Raw genomic sequence first — 15,257 nt, forward strand, 5'->3', positions numbered from 1 at the left:
TATGAATAAGATAAAGGCAGCGCTGTCGAATACAGTGGCTGCCTTTTTATTGTTGATACTGTGAAACTACTGAGTAGGCTGAATGCTTATTTGAGCACGACAACCACCGTGTGGGTTGTTCAGAATCTCGAATTCATAACCATATTTATGGCATATATCACGGGATATGAGTAAGCCTAAGCCATATCCTTCCACACCTCTTGGCTTTTTCTCTAATCCGATTCCAGTATCAATGATCGATATACGTGATGGGGTAACACTAATCACGACTGAACCTTTCTCGGTGCAAGAAAATGCGTTTTTGAGTAAATTTCCTACGAGGATTTTTAAACTGGTTTTAGGAATTTTAATGTCAATAGAGTGGCTTAATTCAATACGGTATTCGACGGGCTTATTCTTTAACAAATGTAAGTGACTTTGTACTATTTCTTCTAATTCGTCTTTGGTTAACTCACGGCTTTGTAGCTCATCTAGATTTTCTTCACGAGTAAGAGAAAGTAACGTTGTAACGAAGTCATTCATTTCATCACAGGCTCTAGATAAACGATCCTGTTGCTTTTCAATAAACTCAGGGGCCAAAGAATGCGCTAATAAAGAGGTTGACCCCTTTATCACCATGAGTGGTGTGCGAAGTTCATGACTTGCATATCGATTAAATGCTCTCTCCCGTTCGATGGATTGCTTAATACGATCTTGGTACTGGTTTAAACTATCAACAAGCATGGTTAGCTCTTGTGTTTTAACACCTTGCGGGATGACTATTGGGCTTAAATCATTGGCAGAGCGATGTCGCAATTGATGGGTGAGAACCGATAAAGGATGGTTTAGGCGGCGTGAAATTAGCAGCATAATCGTCAAGGTGATAATTAAAAGTATGACTGAAATTACGGCTTGCTCGATATTCTCTTTAAAGATCTGATCTTCACTAAGCTCATAGATTTCATCAAAGTAAAAAGTGTAGAGATCAGCATGATGACCGTTACTATTGGTCATTAAACGTTTCATTACAAAATAGTCTGTTGCGTATCCATTGGGTTGGTATACTTCGATCGCCTCGTTATAGGGGAGATCTTTATCAATATCAAAGTGTTTAGGAACATTGGCTAAACCCACATAACTTTGGCTGGTGCGAGTTATGTACTGTAATTCTGAAGGTGAGTTTTGTAGCTTATTTATAATATCTTCAGTTTTGTGTTCTAGGGCATTTTGTGCATTTAATAATTCGAGCTCATCCACTGTTGACTCAACTAAAGCGAAGTGGATGGTGATCATGGCTATAGCGACAACAGCAAAATAGAAAAACGTTATTTCGCGTGCAGAGCGTAGTTTTTTCATTGTTGCTTATCTTCTTTAATCTGTTTGATGAGCTGGTAGCCCACTTTAGGGATGGTTTTGATATAGCTATGATTAAAGCCTTTGTCTATTTGAGTTCTTAATTGATAGATGTGGCTACGGAGTACATTGTTTTCAGGTTCATCATCGCCCCATAAGGTATTAATTAATTCTTGTTTTGTGAGGGTATCTGGTGCTCGTAACAGCATTAATTTCAAAATAGTAAATAGAGTAGGGTTAAGTGATATCTGTCTGTTTTCGCGGGTGGCAATGTGAGTTTTGAGATCAAGGAACAAATCACCAAATTGCAGTATTTGTGCCGCTGTGTTTCCTTTACGGCGGCGGGTTAAAGCTGAAATCCTTGCTTCAAGGATTTCTAAATCAAAAGGCTTAATTAAGTAATCATCAGCACCCGTTGCAAAACCTTCTAATGTATCTTCACGAGTATCTCGGGCGGTAAGCATGAGTATAGGAGTATCAATGCCATCTTTACGTAATTGTTGACATACCATGTAGCCGTCCATACGTGGCAGCATGACATCAAGTATGATCAAATCATAATGATGTTGCTTTGCCAGTTCGTATCCTTGGATGCCATTGTTAGCGTAATCAAGGGTATAACTTTTAATTTCAAAAAAGTCGAAGATGATATTGGCTATATCTTGGTGATCTTCAATGAGTAATAATTTCATTATATTTAAGTTCGATGGTTGATCAGCACGCTAAGTAACGAGAAAAGAGAATAGATTGTTAGGTTAGTTATTCTCTTTTCTTTTATTCGTTAGATTGATGATGGTTAATTGTTATATTTCGCGACTTCAGTTGCAAATTTATCACGGCATTGACTGAAAATATCTAATTCTGCTTGATACTCTTCGGTACTTACATCCATCACGCCCAGCATGGAATGAAAGATATTATCGTGAGAGTAGGTGCCCGTTTTGCTAGCTGCTTGTTTTAAACAGGTATAGTCAATATTTTTCGTTTGTTGAAAACTTGGCGACATCCACACCATTAACGGTACTTTGGTTTGGTATTCAGGGGCAAAACGATAAGGAATACCGTGCAAATAAGTGCCGTTTTCACCGAGAGACTCTCCATGATCTGAGATATAAACTAGCGCAGTATTATATTGTTCATTCAGTTGTTGAAGTTTCTCGATCATTTGGCTGATCACATAGTCGGTATATAAAATCGTATTATCGTAGCTGTTGATGATTTGTTCTTGGCTGCAGTTTTCAATATCAGCTCGTGGGCAATCTGGCTTGAATATCGCTTTATTTGATGGGTAACGTTGATAGTAAGTGGGACCATGGCTACCAATTAAATGAAGCGTGATCATGCGATTACCGTTTAGATCTGCGATATTCTTATTAATGTTTTCAAGCAATGCCATGTCATAACAGGTAGAGCCATTACACATCTCATCTTTACGGGAACGATCTATCTCGATCTTAGTAATATTCTTCGCGACAGATTTGTCACCGCCGTCGTTTTCTTTCCATAACTGTGAAACGTTAGCACGCTTCATGATATCAAGGAGATTATCTTGGTTATCAGCTTGCGAGCGTTCGAAGTTGTCTCGGTTCATATTGGCAAACATGCAAGGCACCGATACTGCCGTTGCTGTTCCACATGCTGTTACGTCTTGAAAAGAGATCATATCAAGCTCACGAGTATAGGGTGTGGTGTTACGGTGATAGCCATTCAATTCGTAATTCTGTGCACGGGCCGTTTCACCTACAACCATGATCATCAGTGTTGGCTTTGTATGTGCTTGGACTAAGGCAACGTCGCTTTGCTTTGCATCCAAACCTATTTGTTTATAAGGCTTTGGGGTGGTGAAGTAGGTGTCTTTCACGTATTGACTGGCGCTATAGACGAACTGAGTGGGAATAATCATCTTTTTTAGATAGCTATTATTACGCCCAACCGAGGCATAGTCTTGGTAATACATTGCAGCAATTAGTCCAATTAACATCAATGAAACCAGCATTGATGCAATCTTGGCTGTAACAAACTTAAACGGGTTTGTTAGCGGTTTTATTGGCAGTTTATAGATAATCAGTGCGGGTATTATGCCCATTACAAGTGTCCACATTATTGAGTATAAGCTGAGATATGAGCTTGCCTCACTGCTGTCTGTTTCTATGATGTTGGCAATCATGCCGTAGTCAAACATGACGCCATAATTGAACCCAGCATAACTCACCATACTTGATAAAATCAGCAAGATAATAAAGAACGGCTTGCTTATCTTAGGCCAGCTAAATAATGAAAAAAGAAAGTTTAAGCAGGCAAGAAAGAAAAGCGGGATCGTGATTACAAAACCAAGTTTGACGGTTTCAAGCTGACTAAATATTCCGATCAGTGCTTTATATACAGGTAGGTTAACTATGGCTGTAAAATACAGCGCGAGTAGGAAAGTAAAGGTGGCATAAGACATGCCACCAAAAAGTTTTTGCTTAATCATATTCATTGTTTATTTCGAAGGCTTACAAACCAAACCGATGTAAATTGCGGAATGATTTCCTTCTTTCTCCACGTCGATATTCGCCGTAAGTTATAAACGCTGAAAGGTGAAAAAAATGTTGAAACCTTTTATCTATTTCAATTTATTTGGGATGTTGCTTGTCTCACTTTTGAAACAAATTTTATTTAGCGTAGTTGCAAATTTAGAGAGTGTTTAAATTCTTAGTAACTTAATCTAGTGAGAGACAGAGGAAGTATTTTAGACTCGTAATGGTGACATTTTATAAACAATGGGTAAGTCAATGTTTACCCTATATGATGATGTTATAACTCGTGTTTTCAAGGAATGTTGTTGCAACTCAAGCTAGGGTAAAAGGAATTTTAAATGGATATTAAAATTGGTGATTTAACACATCCACAAGTCATTCAGTTGTTGATGGAGCATCTAGAAGATATGTATGCCACATCGCCTGCTGATAGTGTTCATGCGTTAGATTTAAATGCACTTAAGGCTGAGGATGTGACGTTTTATACCTGTTGGAAGCAAGATACGTTGCTTGGTTGTGTTGCAATTAAACGTCTAAATGCTGAAAGTGCTGAGCTGAAATCAATGCGGACGAAGATTGATGCGCGAAACCAAGGAGTGGGAGCGAGACTCTTGGAACATGTTTTAATTGAGGCCAATAACATGGGATTTAAGACTATTAGCTTAGAGACAGGCTCACATAATTTTTTTGAGTCAGCCTGTCGTTTATATGAAAGGTTTGGTTTTGAATATTGTGAACCATTTGCTGATTATTTACCGGATCCTCATAGCTTGTTTATGTGTTACGAGTTTGCAGCGGAATAAGTTTCAATCTACGAAAGACAACTGTGTATCTGGTGTTGCTATCGCTATCACGTTCCTTGTATTTGAGATTTAACGAATGGGTTTCTTGTTGGGTATCTTCCAAAACTAAGTTGATTGATAAAAGGGAGCCTAATAGGCGCAGATCTTACAGGGAAAATTTTGTGATGGTTAGCTTATGATATAACCAATGAGTAATGCGGTTATTTAGCTAAAAATATGATTAAGTGAAGAAGGTTTTAGTTAATTTTTAAGAAAGGTGAAGTGAAAGTGGAAGTAAGTAATTTCTTACAGATTTAGAATAAGAAAACCATTTCAACTGTCTCAATGGTATTCAATATCCTCAAGATAAAGCGATGAGATAACACATTGTATGTTTAAGTGATGTTTTTTTGACGATGTTGTGTATGGATTTTCGTCACTGGTTAACGTTAGAGCGCTTTTATTCAATAGTAGATATTACTGTTAATGATTATTTTTTAATATGATGTATGAAATGCTAAAACCATGTGGTTTAAAGGCAAATAAAAAAAGCCTCATTATAAAATAAGGCTTAATAATCAAGTGATTCAGATTATTTTTAGGCAAGGGGCCTAATTACCGGCTAGGTATGTAATCAATTTAGAACATTCTTAGGATAATTTGAATAACATGATAATCATATTGAGATCTTAGTGCCTATATGTCTAGAATATTGTGTTACATCTGTTGCATATATTCATTTTAACTTGTACTAATGTCAAAAAATTGGCTTTTAAATCTAAATGATAACCATTACCAATTGATATTCTCATATAACAAGAATAAGCTCGATGAGTAAATTGTGTCTAAATTAGTGTGCAGTTATACGATTAATAATTAAAGCTCTATTTACCTATAACTAAATAAAGCTCTAATTCACTTAACGACGACGCATTTTTAGGTATAACGCGCCAGCACTTAGGTTACTACCATCGAGTTCTAATTGACGGTTAACAGTAATTGCAAAGTTTTTACCTACACGAAGTGATAGACGTTCAGTTAGCACTTCATTGGCAAAATCACTACCGGCTAAAACAACTGCATTTAAACCTGTGGTTTCATCGATACGCTCTAACCAGTTAGCAATATAGTCAGCGAGTGAATCCATTATACCAAAAGCAAGTTTATCAAGCTCTGAATCATCAACAACTAAGCAAAAACTCATTAGGCTCCCCAGTGTTTTTGCCCATTCAATCGTGCGTTTGCCATTCACCATATCTAATGAATAATCAACACGATGACCTTTTTGACCACTATTTTGTAATGCTTTAGCGATCAGTGCATCGTTTAAGTATTGAATACTATTAGTACTAGATGTTGATAAGCCAAGAATGGTGGCAGCAACAGCAAATAAACCTGATAGCTGATTATGACTATCAGCAAGGTTAATTTGGCTTAGGGCTTGATAGCTATAAGGTAGCGACTCTTTAAATTTGGCAAGAATCGCTGCTTGTTCTCCTGCTGCCATTAGGCGAATAATTTCATGACCTGTTTGTGGCAAGCTAGGTAAAACTAAAAAGCTATCTGTACGGGTAAATTTATCTTGGCAAACAATCTCACCTGCGGCGTATCGACCAAAATAAATAACCGCAGTATTTCGTCCATTCCCTGATTCAATATTACCGCCATGCAGCGCACAAATAGGCAGCGCATGAGAGGGGACATCGTTTGGATGATTCGGCTTATAATCGAAATGAATACGACGTTTATGCCAATAGGCATTTAAGCCATTGATACAGGCTTGATCGTGTAAGGGTTCAAGTGCTTTGATTGACACAGGAAGATCAAGTTCAGGATCGCTATCGACTTGGCTCCAACCTTTTTCAATCCATGTAATTAAGGGTTGCCAATGGTTGGTATCAATAAATACGAAATCAACGCCTTGTTGACGTAAAATTTCAGTAAGTACAGTGAGCACGCGATTATAGCTAAAACACAAATCATACAAGGGGGCTTGTAACTGTCGATGCTGTGTTCTGGGTTGTACCGTAACGCGTGGTTTCTCAAGGCTTGATAACGCGAGTACGTGCTCTGATGGAGTAAAGAAATGCGAAGGTACATTATTAGGATTACAGATCAGAATTTGTGGGCGTTCCTGCGATGAGGTTAAAACCGGTGTTGTACTGAGTTGGAATACCTGATGTTTACCTTGCTCTGTGGTTAAGGTAAATAACACATTGCCATTGGTAAGAATATCATTAGCCCAAACTTTTACTTGGTTGATGCTAATTGCTTGATGTAAACGCTGCTCACCATGACAACATGCACAAGGTAATGCTAGCTCACCAAATCGTGGCGATTGGTTATCGCCTAACAATGGTTCGCAATGTTGGCAAAAAGGTAAGTGGTGTTGAGTATTTACCAGAGGAACAACACTGCCTTCACGATGGATGATTTCTTCCACTTTAGATTCAACTAACCAAATGGAAAGCAGGAAATCATGGGCAATTTTTTCAGCTAATGCTTCAAGTTGTGCTTGTTCACCAACTGCTTCAATTAGGTAACGATTTTTGACAAAACCAATGGTAATTTCATAAGGTTCATTGGCTAAATAATCATTACATAATTGCGCGTAAAACGGCACTTGGCGTGAGCATTTAAACGAAAATTGAACTAATTTCATGCATCTACTCCTCGTTTATAAGCGGTTGGGATCAAGCTATTAATCTCAATATTGTTTACACGTTCGCAGGTAATACCCAAATCCGTTAAATGATTCAGAATAGCTGACTCCATAGTAGGAATAGCAGCATAAATTTTAGGTGTTAGTCCTAAATGCATCGGCTCGAGTACAGTAGGGGTAACACCTAATACGAATGTTTTAGGGCGATCGCCGACCAATTCCATCATGATCAATGTTTGCAGCATTTCTACTTCATGGGCACTGCCTTGCCAATCGATCTCAGGTGGCGCTTTATCAAAATCGAAAAAGTACACTTCGCCAGCATCTACACCAGCAGCATTAACGGTATCAATCACTATAAGGTGATCGTATTGGGTTAAGGTTGGGATCAAACTATGCGCAAGGGTACCGCCATCCACGAGATCAATCTGATGTTCTGGGTGTGAAAAGCGGTAGTTTTCGGTGAGGTAATTGACGAAATGTACGCCGACTCCTTCGTCGGCGTACAAGACATTGCCAATACCAAGTAGCAATATCTTCATTAGTGCTAGTGGCCTTTATGGTCAGTGTTTGTTTGGTGAGTTTGATGCTGAACAGGGTCGTTACCCTTGTTCTTATCTTCAACGTGCACTGGGTGGTAATCGAAACCCGACATAATGGCGTCAGCTGAGCCATTGCGGAATCGAATACCTGTCCAAATCACCATGTAAACGTGAATTAAGACAAACACGATGAATGCCCAAGTTACAATGTGGTGCCATTCACGGACGTTAGCTAATCCGCCCATTGCGTAGGTTACCCACTCTGCAGGCTGCCAAAATAGGCCTCCCATACCAAGGTGGTATACGTTGGCATATAGGGTTAAGCCAGTCACACACATGAAAATAGCGGCGATAGAAATACCTGCATAAACCACTAACTGTAACGGGCCGTAAGCACCATGATGGGGTGGTTGCCCAACCCAAAAATAGGCTTTAATTTGTTTTATCCAGCTATTCGGACTTACTGCATCTTTTACTGAACGTCTTTCGATATTACTGCGGCTAAAGAAGAACAAATAAGCGCGAATTAACGTCACAGCAACAAGGAGAAATCCCAGTACTTCATGGACAAAACGTACCCAGCCTTGCTCCAATACGTTGGTGCTATCTGGTGCAACTAAGAATGGCCAAGCAATATAAAAGCCTGTGACCACTAAACCAAATATGGCAAAAGCACGGAGCCAGTGACATAGACGTATAATAAAAGAGAAAACATAGGATCGTTTGTACAACACTGTATCTGTTGACATAAATTCCTTCCTTACACTGCTTGTGCTGGAATACGGAATTCACTCAAAGATTGGCCTTTGTAATCCATCACGTGTACTGAACACGCCATACATGGGTCAAATGAGTGGATCACACGAAGAACTTCAAGAGGCTTAGTTGGATCTTCTAACTTTAAGCCGACTAAAGAAGCTTCATAAGGTGCAATTTTGCCGTTGCCATCAATTGGGCTTGCGTTCCATGTGGTAGGAACAACTGCTTGATAGTTTTCAACTAAACCGTCTTTAATACGTAGCCAGTGACTTAATAAACCACGAGGCGCTTCAATCACACCTACACCTTTGTATTCTTTTTTAGGATCAATGGTTGGCTCAATGTACGTAGTTTGATCTGAATTTAGGTTTGCGACCATAGATTCAAAGGTAGTTAAACCATTACGTGCAATGATTAAGGTATGAAGCATACGTGCAGCTGTACGACCTAATGTAGTAAATAGGGCACCTGCTGGAAGGCCTGTTGTTTTTAAGAACTCGTTAACAACTGGTACAACGTATGGATTACCTTTTGCGTAGTTCACTGCAATAGTGGCTAGTGGACCTACTTCAACAGGCTCGCCATTGTAACGTGGTGATTTAACCCAAGAGTATTTACCCGCTTCGTTAATCGTTGGACGTTTACCTTCTATGGTGTCACGTTCAATAAACGGAGTGTGCTCAGGAATTGTTGTGCCATCAAATGGGTGCTGTGGTTTATCAGCGTTGTACCATGAGTGGGTCACATCTTCAGCAATAAGGCTAAGATCAACATTTTCTGCTTTGGTTAGATCTTTATTACGAATAACACCGCCAGTAAATAGTTGTTCTTCTTCGTTTAGCTGAATAGATTCACTACACATGAAGGTGCTAATGTTACAGCCGCCTAATACACTTGGCTCTTTGCCAAATGCCGCTGCCGCCATCAGAATGTCCGCTTGGTAGGCACGTTCAATAAATTCAGCTACATGAACAAACTTTTGTTTAAACTCTTGTAGGCGAGCAGGATCTAACATGTCACGAACACAAGTTACACCACCAACAACAATAGATTGTGGGTGCGGGTTTTTGCCACCCCAAATTGCCATCATTTCAGCGCCAATACGTTGAACTTCAAGTGCTTTAAGGTAGTGAGATAAACCAATTAGATTTTGCTCTGGTGTGAATGCATATGTTTTGTTGCCCCAGTATGCGTTAGCAAATGGACCTAACTTACCTGTGTTTACTAAGCCTTGTACTTTTTCTTGTACTGCGCGTAGTTCACCTTCACCCGCTGCCATTGGTGTTTTCGACCACTTCATTGCTTCTTGTGCCGCTTTTGCAGGATCGGCACTTAATGCAGAAACCACATCCACCCAGTCAAGGCCATGTAGTAGGTAGAAATGAACAATGTGGTCGTGCATTTCAAGTGACGTTAAAATCAAGCTACGAATGTATTTCGCGTTGATAGGCACTTGAGCATTAATGGCATTTTCAACCGCTAATGTGCCACATAGGTAGTGTGATGATGTACATACACCACAAATACGCTGCATTAATAGGCCTACATCATAAGGTGTACGGCCTTTCATGATGATCTCTAAACCACGGAACAGGGTAGAAGAGGCATAAGCTTTTTCAATAACATTGTTAGCATCAAGTTCAACTTCGATGCGTAAGTGGCCTTCGATACGAGTAATGGGATCGATTACGACACGCTTGCTCATGAATTATTCCTCGACTTTCTTTGCAAAAATACTACTCACTGCGTGAGCACCAATACCTACAGCAGTAACGCCTAATGTCACTGCGCCAATGGTATCGGCAGTGGCATCTAAACCATGTAAAGGCTGACGGCTTAATGGTTTTTCGAAATACGCCATTTCATCCCAAAAATCTGGTTCAGAACATCCAATGCAGCCATGACCTGCAAGAACAGGCCAGCTTGTGTGCGCGTTAAAGCGCTCTGTAGGACAGTTGTTGTAAGTGTATGGACCTTTACAACCCATCTTAAATAAGCAGTAACCTTGCTTAGCGTTGTCATCACCAAATTCAGTTACAAATTCACCCGCATCAAAGTGACCACGACGCTCACAGTTATCATGCACACGTGCGCCATATGCCCACTTAGGACGGTTAAACATATCAAGAGCAGGAAGACGACCAAACATAATGTAGTACATCAATGTACCCGTGATGTTGGCTGGGTTTGGTGGGCAACCTGCAACGTTGATCACTGGGCGATCAATCACAGCACCTACGCTTTTCGCACCCGTTGGGTTAGGACGAGCTGCCTGTACACCACCAAAAGAAGAACAAGTACCCACACAAATAACGGCTGCTGCATCGTTAGCCACACGTTTAATCAGTGACATACCAGTTTCAGCTTTGCTGCCAAGCGTAAGATAAATACCGTTATTAGCAGTAGGAACCGCACCTTCTGCTGCTAATAGGTATTTGCCTTTGTACGCTTTCATTGCGTTTTCAAGGTTTTCTTCAGCTTGTTGACCAGCCGCTGCCATTAATACTTCTTGGTATTCAAGAGAAACATGTTCAAATAAAAGAGTACTAATATCTGGAGTGGTTGTACGTGTTAGTGATTCAGAACAGCCAGTACATTCTGCAAGGCTTAACCAGATAAGAGGCACGCGATCGGAAAGCTCTGCAGCTTCTGCAACCATGGTGCTAAACGGTAAAGGTAAAGCCAGTAGGGATGTAATAGTGGCACTCCAAATCATGAAGTCACGACGGGTAATGCCATTTTGTTCTAATTTGTCTTTGAATGATTCCTCACGAAGAGGTTTCATTGCTCGTAACTCTGCAAGACGCTTCTTGCCTAGTTCGAAAAGGGCTGCATGCGAGTCCATCTATCAACCTTGTTTATTATGAATACTTATACGCTAAGGGAATAGCGTGCAGATTTTAGGCTTGTAATGATGAGAGATGATTGATCTATATCAGATTTTTGATTTTTGTATGACAATATAAAAAATCAAAAATGAAGGGATGCATAAATAACTCATTGATATTGTTAATGAGAATGCTTTGTATTATTCAAACGTGGTAATAAAGACTTTAACGTATTGAAATTTATAGAGTAAAAATATGAATGCAATAAGTTACATTGATTTCAAATGCGAATAATATGCTTGGATATGCAACATAATTTTTGGATAAAAAATAAATAATATTTAAGCGAGAGAAGAAAAATAGAAAATTAGAAATATTTAGTTTTTTTAGCGTATTTTTAAGGCAGATATAAAAAACCTCAGTCGAGACTGAGGTTTAATTATTAACATGTTGCTGGTTTATTCACCAGCAAGGAAAGCAGCATCAAGTTTACAGAACGCCAATAATAAATTAGCCGCTGCAGCATAGAAGCCAAATTGATCTCGGTTTTGACACTCTTTCACAAACAGTGGTAACCAGTTAAGCAGCATAGTGTTAACAAAAGAAAGCTGTGCTTGCATTAGCTCTTCACGCTTTTCTTCAGTCTCTTGCTGGTTAGCCATGATGATAAGGTTACCCATGAAATCCAATTCAACAGCAAGGTGATCGGCTGGCTCATTGAATTCTTTACGCTGTGCAATCGCGTAATCATTCATTAGCACATTCATATCTTGTGCTGGCTTATCGTTAAGTAAACCAGATGTACCTACATACATAGATGCGTAAGGCAGCGCGCCTGTTTTCGGTGTGCTTAGGAATAAACCACAGAAATCTGCCGCCAGTTCAAGTTGCTCATCAGGACGTGTGTTCGATTGATTAATTACTTCGCGAAAAGCTTCAACGGGTGCTTTTAATTCCTCGGTCATGCCTAAGCCTGAAAGGAATGTGTACATTTCACCACCGTGGTATTCATGCAGATCTGCATCAGTGAGTTCGCGAGCGAAAAGTGATGACATCCACCAGTAGATCTCTGCACGTTGTTCGTTGAAAGCAATAAATTCTTGCATTGTCACTCCAGACAGATAAAACACATTCAAATATAACCTGCAGCATTATATTGGAATCTATTTTAAAAAGGTGAAATAAAGGCGATGAATTTTCGTTCATCGCCTTATTTTAATCAACTAGCTAAGTAAAATTACTTATCCATAGCTGGGAACAGTGGGTCGATACCTTCTTCGTAGATAGGACCGTTAAAGCCTGTTACTGCAGGAACAACACCTGTGTACTTCTCGATCTGAACTAGGGCAGCAGCAGCAGATGTTGCTTGCGCTAGGCTAGAGGTACCGATGTCTTCTGTTAATACGTTTGGATCACCGTAAGTACAGATAGTACCCACTTTACCGCCTTCTAATGGGCTGTACCATGCGCCTTCTTGTAGACGACAAACACCTGGTAGGTAATCATCTGTTACAACAGCACCTGCTAATACCTGACCACGATCGTTGTATACACGTACGATATCGCCAGATTTGATACCACGAGCAGCAGCATCTTGAGTGTTGATAAAGATAGGCTCACGCTCAGCAACGGCGTAAGTCGCACGGAAATCCGTTGACGAACATAACTGTGAGTGTAGACGATCTTTCGGGTGCGTACTCTGCATGTTGATCGGGAAGCGATCAGAGCGAGGACCACCATGACTACGTTCAGTCTTTTCAAACCACATTGGGTGACCTTGACAGTCTTTGTAACCCATATCTGCGATAGTCTTACAGTAGATTTCGATCATACCTGAAGACGTACCTAGTGGCTCAAGGTCAGGTTCTTTACGGAATGATTCGTGGCGAACCCACTCTTTACCCGCAGGGAACTCGATGAAACCTTCACCATCCCAGAACTTCTTGAAGTTAGGCATACGAACACCTAGACCACGACCTTGCAGACGCGCACCGTTGTAGATCTCTTCAATGATTTCCATTTGCGTCTTACCGCCAGTGAATGCTTCTTCGCGGTTAAAGCGAGAACATAGCTCACGGAAAATCTCAAAGTCATCTTTAGATTCGTACATAGGCTCAACAATCTTACGTAGGGCAATAATACCTGCGTTAGAGTGGTTACCGTACTGCTCGATATCGTTACGCTCGTATGTAGTTGTTGCAGGTAATACGATATCTGCAAAACGACAAGTTGCTGTCCACTGGTGTTCAATCGATACAACAGTTTCTAACTTAGTCCAAGCCTTGATCATCTTGTTACGATCTTGGTGGTGACCAAATGGGTTGTTACCACTGAAGATCGCCATCTTCATAACAGGGTACTTAATCTTCTGACCATTGTAGTTAATAGTCTTGCCTGGGTTGTCGATACAATCAACAAAGCGAGCAACTGGAATGAAAGTAGAGTAACCGTCGTATGAACCGTTATGAATTGGAGCAACACCTGTAACACCACTAAAGCCAGACATTAGTGGGCCATTCGAGGTGATTGAACCTGCATCATTGTAGTGCCAGCCGAAGCCGAAACCACCACCTGGTAGACCGATTTGACCTAGCATTGCTGCAAGTACAACTAGCATCCACGCGTACTGTTCACCGTGCTGCATACGTTGTAGACACCAGCCACCGATGATTTGCGTACGGCCGCTTGCCATTGTGCGCGCAAGAGCACGGATATCATCAGCTTTGATACCACAGATCTTTTCAGCCCACTCAGGGTTCTTAACAACACCGTCAGTCTTACCAAGAACGTAAGGCATGAACTTATCAAGACCAGTTGTGTAATCAGCAATGAAGTCTTTGTTATATAAGTTTTCAGTGTATAGCGTATGTGCAATAGCAAGCATTAATGGAACATCAGTCTGTGGGTTAACACGGATCTGCTCACCACCAACCACTTTTTGAGTGCTAGAAACCACAGGATCGACGTAGATCACTTTGATTTCTTTATTCTTCACTTTTTCTGCAAGTTGCTCATAGTACTGGTATGGGCTGTGGTCTGGTACTAACCAACCCACTTGCAGGTTTTTAATTGGGTCAGATGCCCAAATAACGATAGTGTCAGTGTGTTCAAGTACGAGTGGCCATGATGTTTGTTGCTCGTAAACTTCCATTGCGCCAGCAACGTAAGGAAGAATTACCTGAGCAGCACCTGTTGAGTAGTCACCCATTTTACCTAGGGTAGTACCGTGAAGACCAACACCACGCTTCATCATGGTACCTGCGTTATGCAGTTTACCCACTGATTGCCAGCCTGTGTGACCAGAGTACAGTGCACTTGGACCGAAGTTGTTCTGAACACGCTCCATCTCATGGTAGAAGAAGTCTAACGCTTGAGACCATGGCACACGTACAAAACGGTTATTACCACGTTGTGTTGTATCTGACTTGTAGCCTTGCTTTAGCCAATCAATACGTACCATTGGGTATTTAACACGTGCAGGGTTATAAACCACTTCACGTACCGCTTGGATCATATCTGTTGGGTTCTTGTCTTTTTCAAATGGCGTTGTTTCAGTCCAAACACCGTCAACAACTTTAGCGCGGAATGCACCCCAGTGAGAGCCAGATAACACTTCGCCAGAGAACGCAGCTTTTGCTTCTTCAGCAGCCATTGCTTTACGAGGAGCAAGAAGGCTTGTACCTACAACCGATGCAGCACTTGCCATTGCAAGGCCAGATAGGAAGCGGCGGCGTGAGATGCCAGTTTTATTAGTTTGAGTCGCCATATGTTGGAGAATCCTTAAACTTTAATTTTTATCGATGGGGCGGGGATAGTGATATCACCCGCCTATC

Annotated in this window: 11 protein-coding genes; 1 reads left to right on the forward strand and 10 read right to left on the reverse strand. The window is 40.7% G+C overall.

Annotated elements, in window-relative coordinates:
- Positions 1 to 66 precede the first annotated feature (66 nt).
- The 3 genes from BTO08_RS04510 to BTO08_RS04520 form a co-directional block, all read right to left on the reverse strand.
- Positions 67 to 1,335 (reverse strand): sensor histidine kinase, encoded by a 1,269-nt coding sequence (locus tag BTO08_RS04510; protein WP_105060059.1) that lies wholly within the window; start codon positions 1,333 to 1,335, stop codon positions 67 to 69.
- On the reverse strand, positions 1,332 to 2,024 hold the full coding sequence (locus BTO08_RS04515) for a response regulator transcription factor (protein ID WP_105060060.1): 693 nt from the start codon (positions 2,022 to 2,024) through the stop codon (positions 1,332 to 1,334). The genes BTO08_RS04510 and BTO08_RS04515 overlap by 4 nt, the downstream gene beginning before the upstream one ends.
- Before the next feature lie 104 nt (positions 2,025 to 2,128).
- Positions 2,129 to 3,811: a phosphoethanolamine transferase gene (locus BTO08_RS04520; protein ID WP_105060061.1), complete on the reverse strand. Its 1,683-nt coding sequence runs from the start codon at positions 3,809 to 3,811 to the stop codon at positions 2,129 to 2,131.
- Between the two features lie 378 nt (positions 3,812 to 4,189).
- Here BTO08_RS04520 and BTO08_RS04525 point away from each other — a divergent pair, with 378 nt between their 5' ends.
- Positions 4,190 to 4,654: a GNAT family N-acetyltransferase gene (locus BTO08_RS04525; RefSeq protein ID WP_105060062.1), complete on the forward strand. Its 465-nt coding sequence runs from the start codon at positions 4,190 to 4,192 to the stop codon at positions 4,652 to 4,654.
- An 898-nt stretch (positions 4,655 to 5,552) separates the two neighbouring features.
- On the opposite strand, the gene BTO08_RS04530 is transcribed toward BTO08_RS04525, so the two are convergent.
- The 7 genes from BTO08_RS04530 to torA all read right to left on the reverse strand — a co-directional run bounded on the left by BTO08_RS04530 (position 5,553) and on the right by torA (position 15,190).
- A complete protein-coding gene (locus tag BTO08_RS04530; RefSeq protein ID WP_105060063.1) occupies positions 5,553 to 7,295 on the reverse strand; it encodes a hypothetical protein in 1,743 nt (580 codons plus the stop codon).
- A complete protein-coding gene (locus BTO08_RS04535) occupies positions 7,292 to 7,837 on the reverse strand; it encodes a HyaD/HybD family hydrogenase maturation endopeptidase (RefSeq protein ID WP_045151250.1) in 546 nt (181 codons plus the stop codon). Before BTO08_RS04535 ends, BTO08_RS04530 begins: the two co-directional genes overlap by 4 nt.
- A gap of 5 nt (positions 7,838 to 7,842) precedes the next feature.
- A complete protein-coding gene (cybH, locus tag BTO08_RS04540; RefSeq protein ID WP_105060064.1) occupies positions 7,843 to 8,586 on the reverse strand; it encodes a Ni/Fe-hydrogenase, b-type cytochrome subunit in 744 nt (247 codons plus the stop codon).
- Positions 8,587 to 8,597: 11 nt separating this feature from the next.
- The gene (locus BTO08_RS04545) at positions 8,598 to 10,301 is read right to left on the reverse strand and encodes a nickel-dependent hydrogenase large subunit (RefSeq protein ID WP_105060065.1); all 1,704 of its coding nucleotides are present in this window, start codon (positions 10,299 to 10,301) and stop codon (positions 8,598 to 8,600) included.
- Between the two features lie 3 nt (positions 10,302 to 10,304).
- Entirely contained in the window at positions 10,305 to 11,441 is a 1,137-nt protein-coding gene (locus tag BTO08_RS04550) for a hydrogenase small subunit (protein ID WP_045085028.1), read from the reverse strand.
- A 441-nt stretch (positions 11,442 to 11,882) separates the two neighbouring features.
- Positions 11,883 to 12,530 carry a molecular chaperone TorD gene (gene torD, locus BTO08_RS04555; protein WP_005368228.1) on the reverse strand — a complete coding sequence of 216 codons (648 nt, stop codon included), beginning with the start codon at positions 12,528 to 12,530 and terminating at the stop codon, positions 11,883 to 11,885.
- A 131-nt stretch (positions 12,531 to 12,661) separates the two neighbouring features.
- Complete coding sequence (gene torA, locus BTO08_RS04560; protein ID WP_105060066.1) at positions 12,662 to 15,190, reverse strand: trimethylamine-N-oxide reductase TorA; 2,529 nt, start codon at positions 15,188 to 15,190, stop codon at positions 12,662 to 12,664.
- Between the last annotated feature and the right edge of the window lie 67 nt (positions 15,191 to 15,257).

The organism is Photobacterium angustum, from assembly GCF_002954615.1.
Classification (GTDB): Bacteria; Pseudomonadota; Gammaproteobacteria; order Enterobacterales; family Vibrionaceae; genus Photobacterium; species Photobacterium angustum_A.

Excerpts from the sequence above, each read along its gene's own strand:
- cybH (WP_105060064.1), bottom strand. The coding sequence starts at position 8,586 with ATGTCAACAGATACAGTGTTGTACAAACGATCCTATGTTTTCTCTTTT.
- BTO08_RS04515 (WP_105060060.1), bottom strand. The coding sequence starts at position 2,024 with ATGAAATTATTACTCATTGAAGATCACCAAGATATAGCCAATATCATC.
- BTO08_RS04550 (WP_045085028.1), bottom strand. The coding sequence starts at position 11,441 with ATGGACTCGCATGCAGCCCTTTTCGAACTAGGCAAGAAGCGTCTTGCA.
- BTO08_RS04530 (WP_105060063.1), bottom strand. The coding sequence starts at position 7,295 with ATGAAATTAGTTCAATTTTCGTTTAAATGCTCACGCCAAGTGCCGTTT.
- BTO08_RS04520 (WP_105060061.1), bottom strand. The coding sequence starts at position 3,811 with ATGAATATGATTAAGCAAAAACTTTTTGGTGGCATGTCTTATGCCACC.
- BTO08_RS04525 (WP_105060062.1), top strand. The coding sequence starts at position 4,190 with ATGGATATTAAAATTGGTGATTTAACACATCCACAAGTCATTCAGTTG.
- BTO08_RS04510 (WP_105060059.1), bottom strand. The coding sequence starts at position 1,335 with ATGAAAAAACTACGCTCTGCACGCGAAATAACGTTTTTCTATTTTGCT.
- BTO08_RS04545 (WP_105060065.1), bottom strand. The coding sequence starts at position 10,301 with ATGAGCAAGCGTGTCGTAATCGATCCCATTACTCGTATCGAAGGCCAC.
- torA (WP_105060066.1), bottom strand. The coding sequence starts at position 15,190 with ATGGCGACTCAAACTAATAAAACTGGCATCTCACGCCGCCGCTTCCTA.
- BTO08_RS04535 (WP_045151250.1), bottom strand. The coding sequence starts at position 7,837 with ATGAAGATATTGCTACTTGGTATTGGCAATGTCTTGTACGCCGACGAA.
- torD (WP_005368228.1), bottom strand. The coding sequence starts at position 12,530 with ATGCAAGAATTTATTGCTTTCAACGAACAACGTGCAGAGATCTACTGG.